This window comes from Enterococcus sp. AN402 (genome assembly GCF_040719405.1).
Lineage (GTDB): Bacteria > Bacillota > Bacilli > Lactobacillales > Enterococcaceae > Enterococcus > Enterococcus faecalis.
The window spans coordinates 1,649,516-1,665,915 of record NZ_JBFDTM010000004.1 but is presented as its reverse complement, the minus strand read 5'-3'; the positions used below and the strand labels follow the sequence as shown (position 1 = coordinate 1,665,915).

14 protein-coding genes are annotated in these 16,400 nt (G+C 36.2%); 11 read left to right on the top strand and 3 right to left on the bottom strand.

Translation table 11 applies throughout. The annotated features are described in order from the left end of the window. The first annotated feature begins 24 nt into the window (after window positions 1-24). The 4 genes from AB1I62_RS09485 (at window position 25) to AB1I62_RS09470 (ending at window position 4,814) form a co-directional block, all read left to right on the top strand. Window positions 25-675, top strand: coding sequence for a YitT family protein (locus tag AB1I62_RS09485; protein WP_002364152.1), 651 nt, complete (start codon window positions 25-27; stop codon window positions 673-675). Between the two features lie 317 nt (window positions 676-992). Continuing rightward, window positions 993-3,698, top strand: coding sequence for a cation-translocating P-type ATPase (locus tag AB1I62_RS09480; RefSeq protein ID WP_002377094.1), 2,706 nt, complete (start codon window positions 993-995; stop codon window positions 3,696-3,698). Window positions 3,699-3,767: 69 nt separating this feature from the next. Then, entirely contained in the window at window positions 3,768-4,304 is a 537-nt protein-coding gene (locus AB1I62_RS09475; protein WP_002370982.1) for a GNAT family N-acetyltransferase, read from the top strand. A 69-nt stretch (window positions 4,305-4,373) separates the two neighbouring features. Further along, window positions 4,374-4,814: a hypothetical protein gene (locus tag AB1I62_RS09470; protein ID WP_002384384.1), complete on the top strand. Its 441-nt coding sequence runs from the start codon at window positions 4,374-4,376 to the stop codon at window positions 4,812-4,814. 240 nt (window positions 4,815-5,054) lie between these two features. Here the strand turns inward: AB1I62_RS09470 and AB1I62_RS09465 are convergent, their stop codons facing one another. Together AB1I62_RS09465 and AB1I62_RS09460 are read right to left on the bottom strand one after the other, a co-directional pair. Further along, window positions 5,055-5,216 (bottom strand): hypothetical protein, encoded by a 162-nt coding sequence (locus tag AB1I62_RS09465; RefSeq protein ID WP_002357133.1) that lies wholly within the window; start codon window positions 5,214-5,216, stop codon window positions 5,055-5,057. A 33-nt stretch (window positions 5,217-5,249) separates the two neighbouring features. After that, window positions 5,250-5,606: a hypothetical protein gene (locus AB1I62_RS09460; protein ID WP_002365807.1), complete on the bottom strand. Its 357-nt coding sequence runs from the start codon at window positions 5,604-5,606 to the stop codon at window positions 5,250-5,252. Window positions 5,607-5,785: 179 nt separating this feature from the next. Here AB1I62_RS09460 and AB1I62_RS09455 point away from each other — a divergent pair, with 179 nt between their 5' ends. The 7 genes from AB1I62_RS09455 to AB1I62_RS09425 all read left to right on the top strand — a co-directional run bounded on the left by AB1I62_RS09455 (window position 5,786) and on the right by AB1I62_RS09425 (window position 14,585). Continuing rightward, the gene (locus AB1I62_RS09455) at window positions 5,786-7,120 is read left to right on the top strand and encodes an FAD-dependent oxidoreductase (RefSeq protein ID WP_048737313.1); all 1,335 of its coding nucleotides are present in this window, start codon (window positions 5,786-5,788) and stop codon (window positions 7,118-7,120) included. Continuing rightward, window positions 7,110-8,576: a helix-turn-helix domain-containing protein gene (locus AB1I62_RS09450; RefSeq protein WP_048737310.1), complete on the top strand. Its 1,467-nt coding sequence runs from the start codon at window positions 7,110-7,112 to the stop codon at window positions 8,574-8,576. The genes AB1I62_RS09455 and AB1I62_RS09450 overlap by 11 nt, the downstream gene beginning before the upstream one ends. Window positions 8,577-8,852: 276 nt before the next feature. Beyond that, on the top strand, window positions 8,853-10,358 hold the full coding sequence (gene glpK, locus AB1I62_RS09445; protein WP_002357138.1) for a glycerol kinase GlpK: 1,506 nt from the start codon (window positions 8,853-8,855) through the stop codon (window positions 10,356-10,358). 20 nt (window positions 10,359-10,378) lie between these two features. Continuing rightward, on the top strand, window positions 10,379-12,208 hold the full coding sequence (glpO, locus tag AB1I62_RS09440; RefSeq protein WP_002379559.1) for a type 1 glycerol-3-phosphate oxidase: 1,830 nt from the start codon (window positions 10,379-10,381) through the stop codon (window positions 12,206-12,208). Window positions 12,209-12,215: 7 nt separating this feature from the next. Next, window positions 12,216-12,935, top strand: a complete 720-nt coding sequence (locus tag AB1I62_RS09435; protein ID WP_002357140.1) for an MIP/aquaporin family protein — start codon at window positions 12,216-12,218, stop codon at window positions 12,933-12,935. A 284-nt stretch (window positions 12,936-13,219) separates the two neighbouring features. Continuing rightward, entirely contained in the window at window positions 13,220-13,747 is a 528-nt protein-coding gene (locus AB1I62_RS09430) for a 5-bromo-4-chloroindolyl phosphate hydrolysis family protein (protein WP_048737323.1), read from the top strand. Further along, entirely contained in the window at window positions 13,740-14,585 is an 846-nt protein-coding gene (locus AB1I62_RS09425) for a hypothetical protein (protein WP_002365799.1), read from the top strand. Before AB1I62_RS09430 ends, AB1I62_RS09425 begins: the two co-directional genes overlap by 8 nt. Before the next feature lie 299 nt (window positions 14,586-14,884). On the opposite strand, the gene AB1I62_RS09420 is transcribed toward AB1I62_RS09425, so the two are convergent. Next, the gene (locus tag AB1I62_RS09420; RefSeq protein WP_367019254.1) at window positions 14,885-16,393 is read right to left on the bottom strand and encodes a helix-turn-helix domain-containing protein; all 1,509 of its coding nucleotides are present in this window, start codon (window positions 16,391-16,393) and stop codon (window positions 14,885-14,887) included. Window positions 16,394-16,400 lie beyond the last annotated feature (7 nt).

Sequence of the window (16,400 nt, the reverse complement as noted above, 5' to 3'; positions counted from 1 at the left end):
ATCAAGAGTAGAGGAGTTTTTATAATGTGGAAGAAAAAAATTGTGCTATCGTTTCTTTTTTATTTAATTAGTGCATTGGGCATCAGTTTGACAATTCAAGCAGGCATTGGAGTTAGTAGTTTTAATGCATTTAATGTGACCTTTGCAACACTTACTCATTTAAAAGTCGGAACTGTTACCACAGCTATCAATTTAGCTTTTTTAGGCACGTGTTGGTTGTTAGATCAGCAGCGTAAAATTCAGGACTATTTGATTATTTTGGTGGCGTTAATTGGCTTTGGTTTTGTCATTAATTTTTTCTTATATCAATTATTTGGTTCGCTTGTTTTTCAAAATTATTTGGTTAAAATTGTTCTATTTATTTTAGGGACAATCATAGCAGGAATCGGGACAGGACAGGTAGTTGCGCTAGGTGTTTTGCAATTTCCTATTGAAAAATTTTGTACACTTATTTCTGAAAGAACGCGCTATAGTTTTCAGTTTTATCGTTATTTAGTTGATATTTTTTGTGTCAGTTTGGCACTAGGATTGTCCATTAGTTATCATTTGCCGATTTTTGTTCGTGAAGGAACCGTGATTAGTCTTTTCTTACTTTCTTGGGTTATTAGTTGGTCGAGAAAGCGGGGACAACAGCGTATTTTACGAATACAAATCAAGAAACTGGAATCCGAATGAAAGGATTTCAGTTTTTTTCAAATGAGCAGAACTTTTATTTGAAAAAAAGAGTGGAAAACGGTATACTAATTAAGTAATTATTCATAACATTGGTTCTCCAATCAATGTTAAATAGTTTTTTCATGAGGGAGTAACTGACAGTATTTATGCTGTGACAACATCACCAACTCCGAAAGCAATTTCTGGTGTTGTCTTAAACGGTGAGACTTATGTATGTTCGACGAAGTAGCATACACAAGTCTATTTTTTTTCATTTATTTTTGATGAAATGTAAAATAGTACTTGAAGGATGCTGCAAAAAATAGAGGAGGAAGAACATGTCAGAAGAAAAGAAAACACAATTGTCTGAAGCGTTTTACGCACAAGACGACACAGTTGTTTTGGAGAAAATGAACACAACAACTGATGGATTAAGTGCACAGGAGGCTCAAAAGCGTTTAGAAACGTACGGGGAAAATGTGCTAGATGAAGGGAAGAAAAAATCACTTGCCGTGAAATTCTTTGAGCAATTCAAAGATTTTATGATTATTGTTTTATTAGCGGCAGCGGTCATTTCAGCCGTCTTTTCCCATGATGTGGTAGACTCGATTATCATCTTAGTGGTTGTTATCTTGAACGCCATCTTTGGGGTCATTCAAGAAGCCAAAGCGGAACAAGCCATTGAAGCATTAAAAGAAATGTCTTCACCAAATGCGAATGTTCGCCGTGATGGACATGTCATTACTGTTAAAAGTGATGAATTAGTACCAGGCGACATTGTTTTATTAGAAGCAGGTGATGTCGTTCCAGCTGATTTACGTTTATTGGAAGCGAATAGCTTAAAAATTGAAGAAGCAGCGTTAACCGGTGAATCTGTTCCAGTTGAAAAAGAAGTAACCATCTTAGAGGGAACCGATATTGGTATCGGTGACCGAATCAATATGGCTTATTCCAATAGTAATGTGACGTATGGACGTGGTCTTGGCGTTGTGGTTGGCACAGGAATGAATACAGAAGTCGGTAAAATTGCTGGCATGCTAGCAAGCGAACAAGAAACGGAAACGCCTTTAAAACAAAACTTAAACCAATTGGGTAAAATGTTAACAATTGCCATTTTAGTCATTGCAGCGGTGATGTTTGTGGTAGGAATGATGAATGGTCGTTCATGGATTGACATGTTATTAACGTCAATTTCGTTAGCTGTAGCGGCAATTCCAGAAGGATTACCAGCGATTGTCACAATTATTTTGGCTTTAGGGACTCAAAAAATGGCCAAGAAAAATGCGATTGTCCGTAAGTTACCAGCCGTTGAAACATTAGGAAGTACAGATATTATCTGTTCAGATAAAACAGGTACGTTAACCTTAAATCAAATGACCGTTGAAGCGTTGTATACAGATGGTCAAGTGTTATCTGCTTCCACAGAAATCCCTGCTGATAATATGGCTTTAAAAATCATGAACTTTACGAATGATACAAAAATCGCTCAAGATGGTTCATTAATTGGTGACCCAACAGAAACTGCCTTAGTACAATTTGGTTTAGATCATGCGTTTAACGTAACCGAAAAAGTAGCAGCTGAACCTCGTGTGGCAGAGATTCCTTTTGACTCTGATCGTAAATTAATGACTACTGTTCATGAATTAAAAACAGGTGGCTTCCTAGTTTCTGTCAAAGGTGCACCAGATGAATTATTGAAACGTTGTACGGAAATCTTATCAAATGGAGAAACAAGTCCATTAGATGAAACAAAACGTCAAGAAATTTTGAAAACCAACACCTCATTAGCGAAACAAGCCTTACGTGTTTTAGGAATGGCTTATAAATATGTTGAGACGATTCCAGCCGAAATGAGTTCTGAACTTGTGGAAAAAGATTTAACATTTGCTGGTTTAGTCGGTATGATTGACCCAGAAAGAAAAGAAGCTGCAGATGCTGTAAAAGTCGCGAAAGAAGCGGGTATTCGTCCAATTATGATTACGGGTGACCACCGTGATACAGCAGAAGCAATTGCGGCACGTTTAGGCATCATCAAAGAAGGTGACGACGATGCCGTCATTACAGGCGCTGAATTAAATGAATTGTCAGATGAAAAATTCGCACAAGTCGTGGGACACTACTCTGTCTATGCTCGTGTTTCACCAGAACACAAGGTTCGGATTGTTAAAGCGTGGCAACAAGAAGGAAAAGTGGTTGCGATGACTGGTGATGGCGTAAATGATGCTCCAGCCTTAAAAGCTGCTGACATCGGGATTGGTATGGGAATTACCGGAACAGAAGTATCAAAAGGTGCTTCAGATATGGTCCTTGCCGATGATAACTTTTCAACAATTATTGTGGCAGTAGAAGAAGGGCGTAAAGTCTTTTCAAATATCCAAAAAACGATTCAATATTTACTTTCAGCTAACTTAGGGGAAGTATTAACCTTGTTTATTGCAACAATGCTCAATTGGGATACCTTGTTACCTGTTCACTTATTGTGGATTAACTTAGTAACGGATACTTTCCCAGCGATTGCGTTAGGTGTGGAACCAGCAGAACGTGATGTGATGAGCCATGAACCTCGTGGTAAAAAATCGAACTTCTTCTCTGGCGGCGTTTTAAGCAGTGTTGTTTATCAAGGGATTACGCAAGGGGCATTGACTTTGATTGTGTATAAAATGTCAATTATGTTCCCAGCACATACCGCAGCTAACACAAACTTATCGGCGCAAGCGTTGTATGATTTACAACACGGCGATGCTTTAACCATGGCCTTCGCTACTTTGGGATTAATTCAATTGTTCCATGCCTTTAATGTGAAGTCGATTTATCAATCAATTTTCAAAGTTGGCTTATTCCGCAACAAATCATTTAACTATGGGATTCTTGTTTCGTTCTTGCTATTAGCTGCAACGATTGTTATTCCAGGATTTAATGATTTATTCAGCGTCACACATTTAGATGCATATCAATGGGCAATTGTAGCAGGTACTTCTTTTGCTATCATCCCAATTGTGGAAATTGTGAAGTTCTTCCAACGTAAAGCAGGTAAAGGTGCTTAATAAATAAGAAAAGAAAATTGGCTGGTACTTAAACCAGTCAATTTTTCTTTATGTAAGGAGTGAAAGGGCTTGAAACGGAAAATTATTTTCGAAACACAACGACTTATTGTCAGAGAATGGCAGTCGGAAGATGAAGTGGAATTGAAAAAATTTTTGCAAGATGAAAATGTGATGTATGCCTATGAACACGCTTTTTCTGATGAAGAGGTTGCAAACTGGCTAAAGTGGAACTTACAGTCCTATCAAGAATACGGCTACGGCTTATGGGCGTTAGAGAAGAAACGAACAGGCGAAGTTATCGGCGAGTGTGGTCTCACCAATCAATTAGTAAAAGGCAAGAGCTATCCAGAAATTGGTTATCATTTATGTGGGAAAGAATGGCACAAAGGGTATGCGATTGAAGCTGCCGCAGCGACAAAACAGTACGCATTCGATGTATTAAATTTTCCAGAAGTTATTTCAACGATTCGTGATACGAACTTAGCCTCTATGAATGTCGCTATTCGAAACCAGATGCTTGTTAGGGATCGATACATTAAAACATATCGTGGCAAAACGATGCCTCACTATGTTTTCTCTGTTAAAAATCAAAAGAATAAAGACTGAAAAAGTGCCACTTGTCAGATGGAATAGAAAAAGTGTAAAATGGAGTGAAAGAGAAAAGGGAAAAGAGGGATGGTTATGAGACCAAATTTAGGATTTTACGTTCAAACAATTAATGATATCGTTAAAACAACAGAAGATATTGGCGAAGTCATGAATCCATATTACGAAGAAGTTCGTCAAGCGATCGATAAGAATAAAGTGAATGATTTAACAGCCGAACGAATTGCAGAAATTCAAGCAAAATTTAAAGAAGGTACTGAAAAATATGAATTAATGCTCAAAAAAGTCGGAACATTAAAACCAACACCACAAGTACTTGGCATTCACAAAAAATTTCAACATGCTTATACAGAATATGTAGCAGGATGCAATGAAATGATTTTAGCAACAGATCCAGAAACAGGTATTGATGCAGAATTATTTAACGCTTCAGAAGAAAAGCAAGACCAAGCAACGGATGAATTAACCTTTGCCATTACGCGAATGAGCAACATTCTTTTGAAAAAATAAAAAACTAATAAAAATAACTAACGAATTTAATATTTTTTTCATGTCTTTTTTATGGACAAAAGAGAAAGTGTATTGTATTATTAATTCATACCAACAACAACCTTTTTATTTTTCATTTTACTCTTATTGAGTAAATACTCCTTTTCCATCGGCAAAACTGCCGGTGGTTTTTTTGTTATTTTTTTATTTAATAATAAAACAACCTTTGATTTTATTAAAATCAAAGGTTGTTTTAGCTTGTTAATTTTCAACATTTCGCACATAATCATCAAAGTATTGAATTAACTCTTTCTTGATTTGTTGATAATCTGCTTCAGAATAGTTCTTTTCTTCTAGCGTACCATTAAAAAATGGCAAATTTAGTTCTTCTTTTAAACGTTCAATCACTTCTTCTTGCTTCATAAGGACCCCTTCTCAACGAATTGTTCTCTTCTATTATAGAACATTGTAGTCATCCGTCAATTGTTCAAAGGCAATTTTCATTTCCTCTAGACGTTCATTCAATTGATGGGTTTCATCTTCTTCATTGAAAAAATGTTGTTTTAATTCAAAATAAAAATTTTCGAAGGCTTGGAAAAAAGGCTCAGACTTGTTGTTTTCAAGAGCAGGAACACTTGTGTAGAGAACACGAGCGCTATGGTAGTAAGTGAAAACCTCGTTAATATTTAATAAAATACGCGCTTCTTCTGGGCGTGGTCGACTTGTAACTAAGTCATGTAAAGATAAACTTTTTGTATGGGTTTCAGATAAATAAAATAAAAATAGTTCCAATTGCTCTTTTGTTGCAGACATGAAAACTCCTCCTCAAACAGTAGTAACATTTATTATAAATGAAAATGAAAGTGCTTGAAAAGCAATGCGCTCAGCAAAAATAATTATTTTAAGTGAAAACTATAGTTGTTGCTTTAGCATTCTTTTTAATCATGATAAACTGAGAGAAGTATAGTAGGTCCTGACAGAGGAGGAAACAAATGAAAATTGTGATTATTGGTGCATCATTCGCAGGTATTTCCGCAGCAATTGCTTCAAGGAAAAAATATCCCCAAGCAGAAATTTCTTTAATTGATAAACAAGCAACAGTGGGGTATTTATCTGGTGGCTTAAGTGCGTATTTTAATCATACCATCAATGAATTACACGAAGCACGTTACATAACGGAAGAGGAATTACGTCGTCAAAAGATTCAGTTGCTTTTAAATAGAGAAGTCGTGGCAATGGATGTTGAGAACCAATTGATTGCTTGGGCACAAAAGGAAGAGCAACAGTGGTATTCTTATGATAAATTGATTTTAGCGACAGGCGCGAGCCAGTTTTCCACGCAAATTCGTGGTAGTCAAACAGAAAAACTACTCAAATATAAATTTTTATCAGGTGCTTTAGCGGCTGTTCCATTACTGGAAAAGAGCCAGACAGTAGCCGTCATTGGTGCAGGACCCATTGGAATGGAAGCTATTGATTTTCTTGTGAAAATGAAGAAAACGGTCCATGTCTTTGAAAGCTTGGAAAATCTATTGCCTAAATATTTTGATAAAGAAATGGTTGCAGAAGTTCAAAAATCTTTGGAAAAACAAGCAGTAATTTTCCATTTTGAAGAAACGGTCCTAGGAATTGAAGAAACAGCAAATGGTATTGTTCTTGAAACAAGCGAGCAGGAAATTTCTTGTGACAGTGGGATTTTTGCTTTAAACTTACATCCTCAATTAGCCTATTTAGATAAAAAAATTCAACGAAATCTGGATCAGACAATCGCGGTGGATGCTTATTTACAAACTTCAGTGCCGAATGTTTTTGCCATCGGAGATTGCATTTCAGTTATGAATGAACCAGTCGCGGAAACTTTTTATGCTCCGTTAGTAAACAATGCGGTACGAACTGGCTTAGTAGTCGCCAACAATTTAGAAGAAAAAACACACCGATTCATTGGCTCTTTGCGAACAATGGGAACAAAAGTGGGGGACTATTACCTTGCTAGTACAGGTCTAACCGAAACGGAAGGTTTATTTTTTCCGCAAACACTTGCTTCCGTAATTGTTAGACAGCCAGCGCCGCCTCTACAACATGGGACAGAAATTTTAGGCAAATTAATCTATGATAAAGTGACGCAACGGGTCCTTGGTGCACAGCTTTGTTCAAAAAATAACTGTTTAGAAAAAATAAATACGTTAGCATTAAGTATCCAAACAGCTCAGACACTGACAGACCTATTACAAAAAGATTATTTTTATCAACCTGCCTTAACCAATATTTATGATATTACAAATTTGATGGGTGCTTCGGCTTATTGGAGAGAGAACGATGAAAGTTGAGACGTTATTGGAAAAGAAAGCGATGCGACAATTATTAACGGTACAACAAACCATCTTAGCAGGCGGCACCTGCTCAGTCTCTGATTTAACAGCGTTTTTAGCGGTCACAAAAGCCTCTTTTGAAAAAGACTTAGAGGATTTACATTATTTTTTGAAACCTTTTGGACAGGATTGTCAGCTTACTTATGATGGCCAACAGCTATCAATCACCTTATCGGATTTTTTTTCGTTGAATCATTTAATTGAAGCATTTGTAAAAGAGTCTCTTAAATTTCAACTTTTAGATTATTTATATCGTAATAAAGAGTTTTCTATTGTTCAATTAACGACTAAATTTATGATTAGTGAGTCTTCTTTATTTCGAAAGATTAAGGAACTCAATCAATTGTTAGCCGCCTTTGATTTGCAAATAAAAAATGGACAACTACAGGGAGAAGAATTGCAGATTCGTTACTTTTACTTTCAGTTGTATTGGTATATTACTCCCTATGAAATACACCAGAAAAAAACGATGTCGCCGTTAAATAAACGGATAATTGAAGGGATTGAGACTGGCTTAGGTTTTACTTTTAATGAACATAATGCGTTAAAAGTTAGCCTTTGGTTGAGTATTACGAAAAAGCGCCTAGCGGTCACTTCAAAAAAATATCAACAATTGAGAAAGAAAATGATTGATTTTAAAGAAGATCCGTTATTTAAGCAAGTTCGACAATTGTTTTTCCGTTTTTCTAGTCGTTATTCATTAGAATTAGATGAAGGAGAAAGCATGATTCATTTTGTTTTTCTAATCACAATGTCGGTCTTACCAGAATCAGCTTTTGATGAATATTCCTTAATTCGGGGACGTCGTTCCGCTGTTTCTTTAGCTGATACGTTTATCTTGGAAAATGTGGTCTTGTATTATCGGCCCCATAAATTTGAACCTATTCTTGAGAAAACCATGGCTTACTATTTTTCACAAATTCATGGAAAACTGTATTTTTTTAAAGGAGAATTGGAAGTTTTTGATCGGGCCCATATCTGGGAAAAAGAACAGCAATTATCTAGTCGGGAATTAGCTTCTTTTTCAACAACGTTATTAGAAAAAGCTTTAGCTTGTTTTGATGAAACGTATCAACCAGGAGATAGTTTGCATGAACTTTCTCTGGTCAAATATTTAAGCGTGTTGGCATTAATTGAATTTAAAATGATTGGTGAAATAAAAATTGGAATTCACTTAGCAATGGATGCTCTTTATCAAGCGGCGTTAACACAAGTATTAATGCTTAGTCTTAAAAATATGAATGGCACGCTGGTGGAGAGGTATCAGCCTGAACAAACATATGATTTAATTGTGACCAATTATCAGCAAACGAGCTATCAAGGAACACCGGAAGTCTATGTTTTGTCAGAATTAAGTTCGACCTATGATGTGCAACAATTAAAAAAGAAAATACGCACCTTGCGGGAGAAATAAACAAAAGGTTGGTGTGACGGAAATTGTCTGATCCTCGCACCAGCCTTTTTACAATTAAAAGTCGAAAATTAGGCTTTTTTAAACAAAAATGTTTCTTTTTATTGAAAAATTAGAGATAATAAAAGTATTATTGAAAGCGTTGTCTTTGTTGGTTTTAGTAGAAATCCTTTCAATTTTTTTAAAATAAAAAAAGTTTTTGACATGTTTAGTTATTCTTTTGTTTGTAAGATAGGAACATAAAGAAAACGATTTCAAAAACGTTTAGGAGGAATTATCATGGCAGAAGAAAAATACATTATGGCGATTGATCAAGGAACGACTAGTTCTCGTGCAATTATTTTTGATAAAAAAGGAAACAAAATTGGTAGTTCACAAAAGGAATTTACTCAATATTTTCCTAATGCAGGCTGGGTGGAACATAATGCCAATGAAATTTGGAATTCTGTTCAATCCGTTATTGCAGGTTCTCTAATTGAGTCAGGAGTGAAACCAACGGATATTGCCGGAATTGGGATTACAAACCAACGGGAAACAACCGTTGTTTGGGACAAAGCAACTGGGTTACCCATTTATAACGCAATTGTTTGGCAATCACGCCAAACGACACCTATTGCTGATCAACTAAAAGAAGATGGCTACAGCGAAATGATTCATGAAAAAACTGGGTTAATCATTGATGCTTATTTCTCAGCAACGAAGGTTCGTTGGATCTTAGATCACGTAGAAGGTGCGCAAGAACGTGCAGAAAATGGAGAATTGATGTTTGGAACAATTGACACTTGGCTCGTTTGGAAATTAACGGGAGATACTCATGTCACTGATTATTCAAATGCAAGCCGGACGATGTTGTTTAATATCCATGATTTAGATTGGGATCAAGAAATTTTGGATCTTTTAAATATCCCACGAGTGATGTTACCGAAAGTCGTTTCGAACTCTGAAGTGTATGGATTAACAAAAAATTACCATTTTTACGGAAGTGAAGTTCCTATCGCTGGGATGGCTGGTGACCAACAAGCCGCTTTATTTGGTCAAATGGCCTTTGAACCTGGGATGGTTAAAAATACCTATGGAACAGGCTCATTTATTGTCATGAACACTGGCGAAGAACCTCAACTTTCTAAAAATAATCTGCTTACCACTATTGGCTATGGCATTAACGGCAAAGTATATTATGCCTTGGAAGGAAGTATCTTCGTGGCTGGTTCAGCGATTCAATGGTTACGAGATGGCTTAAAAATGTTGCAAACGGCTGCTGAATCTGAAGCAGTAGCCAAAGCGTCAACAGGGCACAATGAAGTTTATGTGGTTCCGGCATTCACTGGTTTGGGCGCACCATATTGGGATTCACAAGCGCGTGGGGCTGTCTTTGGATTAACACGCGGTACCACGAGAGAAGATTTTGTCAAAGCGACACTTCAAGCAGTTGCGTATCAAGTTCGTGACATTATTGACACGATGAAAGAAGATACAGGCATAGATATTCCCGTCTTAAAAGTAGACGGTGGAGCAGCAAACAATGATTTCTTGATGCAATTCCAAGCAGATATTTTAAACACTGCTGTTCAAAGAGCCCATAACTTAGAAACAACGGCCTTAGGCGCAGCTTTCTTGGCGGGCTTAGCGGTTGGCTTCTGGAAAGACTTAGAAGAAATCAAAGCATTCCAAGAAGAAGGACAACAATTTGAACCAATTATGGCGGAAGAAGAACGAGAAGATTTATATGAAGGTTGGCAACAAGCAGTAGCAGCTACCCAACAATTCAAACGTAAAAATAAGTAAATGGAAAAGGGGAATTTTCTATGACTTTCTCAATAGAAACACGCCGACAATCAATCGACGCTTTAAAAACACAACACTTAGATGTCTTAATTATTGGTGGTGGCATTACTGGCGCAGGCGTTGCCCTGCAAGCCAGTGCCGCTAAAATGAAGACAGGGTTAATTGAAATGCAGGATTTCGCAGAGGGCACCTCTTCACGATCAACCAAATTAGTTCATGGTGGTATCCGCTATTTGAAAACGTTTGACGTGGAGGTGGTAGCAGATACAGTGAAAGAACGAGCCGTCGTTCAATCCATTGCGCCACACATCCCTAAAGCGGATCCCATGTTATTGCCAATTTATGATGAGCCAAATGCAACATTTAATCTATTTTCTGTCAAAATAGCAATGGATTTATATGATCAGTTAGCTGATGTAACAGGTACCAAGTACGCCAACTATTTGTTAACAAAAGACGAGGTTTTGGCACGTGAGCCACAACTAAAAAGTGAAGGTCTACAAGGTGGCGGTGTTTATTTAGATTACCGAAATAATGATGCTCGTTTAGTTATTGAAAATATTAAACAAGCAGTAGCTGACGGGGCACATGCTGTGAGTCGGGTTCAAGCGGTGGGCTTTTTATACAATGATGAAGGTAAAATTACTGGTATTCAAGCAAAGGACCTACTAACTGACGAACAGTTTGAGATTCACGCAGATGTTGTGATTAATACTACTGGTCCTTGGTCAGATAAATTAAGAGGCTTAGACAAAAATGATTCATTTACACCACAAATGCGTCCAACTAAAGGGGTTCATTTAGTTGTCGACAAAAGCCGTTTAAATGTTCCTCAACCAACGTATTTTGATACAGGTAAACAAGATGGCCGCATGGTCTTCGTTGTTCCAAGAGAAGAAAAAACATATTTTGGGACGACGGATACAGATTACCATGGAGACTTTCAACATCCAACAGTAGAACAAAGTGATGTGGATTACCTATTGGAAGTAGTCAATAATCGTTATCCAGAGGTACAATTGACAATTGATGATATTGAAGCCAGCTGGGCTGGCTTGCGACCTTTAATTTCTGCTAACGGTGGCTCAGATTATAACGGGGGAAACAATGGCAAACTTTCAGATAAAAGTATTGATGAAGTCATTGATGTCGTTGACAGATACCAAAAAAACCAAACAGATAAACGAGAAATTGAAGAAGTCCTAAACCATCTGGAAGACAGTTTGGTGGAAAATAAAGTCAATCCTTCAGCTGTCTCTCGAGGCAGCTCATTGGAAAGATCAGCGGATGGCTTGCTCACTTTGGCTGGTGGGAAATTAACAGATTATCGTAAAATGGCAGAAGGTGCGATGAAAATGATTCAAACCATCTTAGCAGAAGAATACCAGAAAGAATTCACCTTAATTGATTCTAAAAACTATCCAGTTTCAGGCGGAAAATTGAACCCTGCAACGGTAGACGAAGAATTAGAAGCGTTGGCAAAACATGGCGTGTCTAAAGGGTTAAGTGAAAAGGATGCACTATACTTAGCTCATTTATATGGCTCCAACGTACCAACTGTTTTTGAAATGATTGATGATGCCAAAGTAATTCCTGGTTTAACCTTAACAGAAACTGTCTCTTTAAACTATGCGATGGAAGAAGAAATGGCTTTAACACCCGTCGACTTTTTATTGCGACGGACCAACCACTTATTGTTTATGCGTGATCGTTTGGACCAAGTGAAAGCGGGAGTCATTGAAGAAATGGCACAGCATTATCAGTGGACAGCGGAAGAAAGAGCACGACACATTGAAACATTAGAAAAAGTAATTGAAGAATCAGATTTAAAAAATTTGAAAGTAGGGTGAAGAAAAAATGGGAACTTCGATGATGACACAATTATTCGGTGAATTTTTCGGAACGATGATTTTAGTTTTACTAGGGGATGGCGTCTGTGCCGCAGTTAACTTGAAGAAAAGCAAAGCCTTTGCTTCTGGTTGGGTCGTTATTGCTTTAGGTTGGGGCGCTGCTGTTACATTAGCTGTTTACATGTCTGGGTATATGAGTCCAGCGCATTTAAATCCTGCTGTAACAGTTGCGATGGCAATTACTGGAAACTTTGAATGGGGCATGGTTTTACCTTATATCGTAGCTCAAGTCCTAGGCGGTTTTATTGGTGGTTTAGTTGTCTGGTTAGCTTATTTACCCCATTGGAACATTACAGAAGACAAAGGTGCTATTTTAGGAACCTTCGCCACTGGTCCAGCTGTCCGTAACTATCCAGCCAATGTTTTAACAGAAATTATCGGCACATTTGTCTTGGTTTTTGGCTTACTAGCCTTTTCTCAAAACGACTTAGCGGCTGGCATTAACCCAATGCTTGTTGGGATTTTGGTCTTAGGACTAGGTCTATCATTAGGCGGACCTACAGGTTATGCAATTAACCCTGCACGTGATTTAGGACCTCGTTTAGCGCATCAAATTATTCCTGTGAAAACAAAAGGTGATTCCGATTGGGCTTATTCTTGGGTGCCAATTGTGGGACCTATCTTAGGTGCTTCATTAGCTGCAGTAATTTATTTATTCACTATTTAATAAAATGAAATGTAAATAGTTGTTTTAGACAATAAAAAACGCTTGTGAGAAGTAATCAATTCTTGCAAGTGTTTTTTTGCTACATATTAAACCAAAAAAGATTTCCTTAGACATTTAGACAATTTGTCTAAATGCGGAACAGAACAATTTTCCTATATGATACAATAAAAGTGCACAAGTAAGTGGGGGAGTAACATTTCATACTTATTTGTCAATTTTAAGCTGGACAATGTGTTCAGTAATATATACTAATTTAAAAAGGAGTACATGATTTGAATGGGATAATGGTTTTGTTAGTGGGCGCTGGGTACATCGGTTGGGTTATTTATAGAAATGGTCGTACGTATTTCCGTTATAAAAAAAATCTAAAAAAATATCAAACGACGCACCATCTAACGGACAGTGACCTAGAGATGTACCAAAGAATTATGGACGAATTAAAAAAACAAATTATTTATTTAAACGAACTAACGAATAAGTCACGAAATTTAAAAAAAATTGAACAAGTAGAACTGGGTGTTGCTTCCGCTAAGGGCATCTTTAAACACTTAGTGAAGTATCCTGAAGCAATTACTCATTTTAGTGATTTTTTATATCATAAGGTACCAGAGATTTTACGAGCATCAGAACGGTTTTTAAGCATTAAAGAAGATAAATTGTCAACAGAAGAAATAACACTTGCAACCAATGGTATCTTAAGTACCATACGAGTGTTGTCGGAAAGTATCACAGATGATTATGAAAGATTAGTCTCCGAAGCATCTGAGGAAATTGCCTTATCAAAAAAATTAGTGGAGAGAAAAAATGGCTAAACAAAAGAATTTTTATGATACATATGATGCGCTTTTTCAAAAGCCAAAATGGTCGTTTTTTCCTGTCACAAGAACAGACACAGTAAAGCAACTTCCTAACCCAAATAAAAAAGTGGTAAAACCACAGACGAAAAAAAAGAAAAAACAAAAAAAGAACAAAAAAATTATTTGGATAGGCATTGCTGTAGCAATTGGCTTTATAGTATATATTGATCTTGCGGAGAAAGATGATTATTGGGATTACTCCGCTTCATCAGAAGATGTTTATCCTTTAAAAGAAGCTGGACTTACCACAACTGGACCTGTTGATTTAGAAAAACCACTAAAAGTCACAATAGAACAAAATAAACTTTTATTTAATCAAGGCTACCAAATAGAAATTATCGGCGATGCCGATATTGAAACCAGTGGCGGAAAGAACTTTTTAATTTTACCTTCTACAGAGGAGTATCCAGATACAAAATATCTAGGCAATATCAGTTTTTATGAAAAAAGAGACTATTATACATCGGCAGGTATGTACCTTTCTGGCAATCTTGTCAACAGTCTTTCTGATTATTTGGATACAAGTAAAGAGTTTATCAAAGCATATCCAATTGATAAAATTGCTGATGTACAAACCGGCTATATTTTAAAACGGAATCAAGGATATACAGACATCTCAAAATATTATCTCTTTAAAGATGGGACAGGATTTGAATTAGAAGTCTCTGTTGACCAATTGGAAAAGGTCAAAGATCCCAAAGACTATTCTTCTTTTGTAAAAACATACGCAAAAGAAGTCGCTTTTATAGAAAAAAGTTTTAAATTTGAGTCTACTGATGAGGAATCTCGATAGAGAAACTAGTTTTCAGCTTCAAGTAGCGCCTAGCAATACCTTTGTTGAAAAAATGTAAGAGCCTGAGACAAAAAACACTTTGGATCTTCGTCTCAGGCTTAAAAACTGATCAGCGGTGGAACCGTAGCACTTTAAGGACTGAAGTACGTTACTAGATTGTCTTTGAAGGTAACATAGAAAAGAACAGTAATATACAAGCGACCTACAAACTATTTTCTGTCAGACTAAAACTGGCAGAAGTGGTTTGTAGGTCGCTTGTTTTCATTATGGTTGGTGAGACAAGTTAGCGCTTGTTTGTTTTAATATTGCAAATCAAAAATGGCGATACTTATTTTACTGAAAATTAGTTCCCAATCTTCTCGGGTTAATTCTTCTTCTAAAATGTAAATTCGGTCAATTTCTTTTGGTAAATCAAATAAGGGATAGTCAGTAATCACAATATCACAACTAGAAAAATCGGTTCGTTCAAAAATAATATCCTCACTAAATGCTTGCTTGATTTTCATCATAATAAAGCTAGCAATGTAAAAATCGCGAGAATATGCAACACCAATTTTAATTTTTTTGCGGGGACTATAGTGCTTATAAATTCGTAACAACAATTCACATGTCCAAATTGGGTTCTCCTGATCCTTAAATCTTAACTGATAAGGGGAATGCGCTGAAAAGTTTTGATAAAAAGCATAGATTTCTTTCTGTAAATCTTTTTGATAAGTACTATTTTTATTGACTAAAAAATCTAGAATTGCGGTATTTGGTTGCTGTGAAATAAATAATTGGTTATAGATAATATTTTTAAATAAAATAAGTAAGAAGTAATGACGATCAAATTCACGCATTTTTGGAATTTGAAAAACTTCGCAAAAATTGGTTAATAAAGAATCAACGTAGAAATATTCTGGGCAAGAAATTTCATTTAGAGCAGCCAGTAAATCTTTGGCTCGTTTTGCTGAATCAAAATTATCAATGGCAATGGGTGCAATGATATCTACAACCCGCTGTTGATCTTCTGAAAAATTTGATTGGGAACAAAAAATAGTTTGTTTTGAGTCTGAGAAAAGCCTTAAATAAGGATGTTCTTCAAATTCTTTTTGGAGATCATCTTCACAAGTATATGGAAAGCGATATTTTGCGATGTGTAAAAGTAAATTTAATTTTAGTAGAGAAGCGTGTTCCAAGCGTTCAAGAATTTCTGGGTTAATATGTTGCGTCAGTATATCTTCAAAATAAGTAGAGGTATAACGTGGTAAGGCTAAGGTATTTAAAAAGATGGTCCAGTAGACATCAAGAAAAGCATATAGGACTTGAAATTCAGAACCTGTAATCACTTTACTCGCGGAGGGGGAAAAATGGACGGAAATTCCATACAAACCAAATAGTTTATTAATGTTATTTAACCGTTTGTAAATGTAAGATGAGCTAAAATTAGTTTCTTGACTCACTTTCCAGACAGAATTGTTTTCTTTTTTGATAATTGCTTGAAAAAGAATGAAGTCAGTAGAATGGACACAGTAATAATTAAATAATAAAAAATAGTGGGAAAGAAAATCATTGGAAGTCGTATGTAATGAAATTTTTCCGTGATGGATCTGAATCTCTAAGGTATTTTCAGGAAGGGTTGCTAAGTCTTCTTGAATTTCACGAAGATAAATTGATAAATTTTTAGTAGAAAGATCGAATTTTCGGGCAACACTAGATAAATCAAGGTTTGTTTGTTTTGCTAAGTATAAAAAGACAGCCAATTTTTTTTGTGTTTTCTTTGAAAGTAAAAATGTTTTTATGGCATCTTGTGTTTTGATGAGACTCACTCCTTAG

Excerpts from the sequence above, each read along its gene's own strand:
- AB1I62_RS09485 (WP_002364152.1), top strand. The coding sequence starts at position 25 with ATGTGGAAGAAAAAAATTGTGCTATCGTTTCTTTTTTATTTAATTAGT.
- AB1I62_RS09480 (WP_002377094.1), top strand. The coding sequence starts at position 993 with ATGTCAGAAGAAAAGAAAACACAATTGTCTGAAGCGTTTTACGCACAA.
- AB1I62_RS09470 (WP_002384384.1), top strand. The coding sequence starts at position 4,374 with ATGGTTATGAGACCAAATTTAGGATTTTACGTTCAAACAATTAATGAT.
- AB1I62_RS09465 (WP_002357133.1), bottom strand. The coding sequence starts at position 5,216 with ATGAAGCAAGAAGAAGTGATTGAACGTTTAAAAGAAGAACTAAATTTG.
- AB1I62_RS09460 (WP_002365807.1), bottom strand. The coding sequence starts at position 5,606 with ATGTCTGCAACAAAAGAGCAATTGGAACTATTTTTATTTTATTTATCT.
- AB1I62_RS09455 (WP_048737313.1), top strand. The coding sequence starts at position 5,786 with ATGAAAATTGTGATTATTGGTGCATCATTCGCAGGTATTTCCGCAGCA.
- AB1I62_RS09450 (WP_048737310.1), top strand. The coding sequence starts at position 7,110 with ATGAAAGTTGAGACGTTATTGGAAAAGAAAGCGATGCGACAATTATTA.
- glpK (WP_002357138.1), top strand. The coding sequence starts at position 8,853 with ATGGCAGAAGAAAAATACATTATGGCGATTGATCAAGGAACGACTAGT.
- glpO (WP_002379559.1), top strand. The coding sequence starts at position 10,379 with ATGACTTTCTCAATAGAAACACGCCGACAATCAATCGACGCTTTAAAA.
- AB1I62_RS09435 (WP_002357140.1), top strand. The coding sequence starts at position 12,216 with ATGGGAACTTCGATGATGACACAATTATTCGGTGAATTTTTCGGAACG.
- AB1I62_RS09430 (WP_048737323.1), top strand. The coding sequence starts at position 13,220 with ATGGTTTTGTTAGTGGGCGCTGGGTACATCGGTTGGGTTATTTATAGA.
- AB1I62_RS09425 (WP_002365799.1), top strand. The coding sequence starts at position 13,740 with ATGGCTAAACAAAAGAATTTTTATGATACATATGATGCGCTTTTTCAA.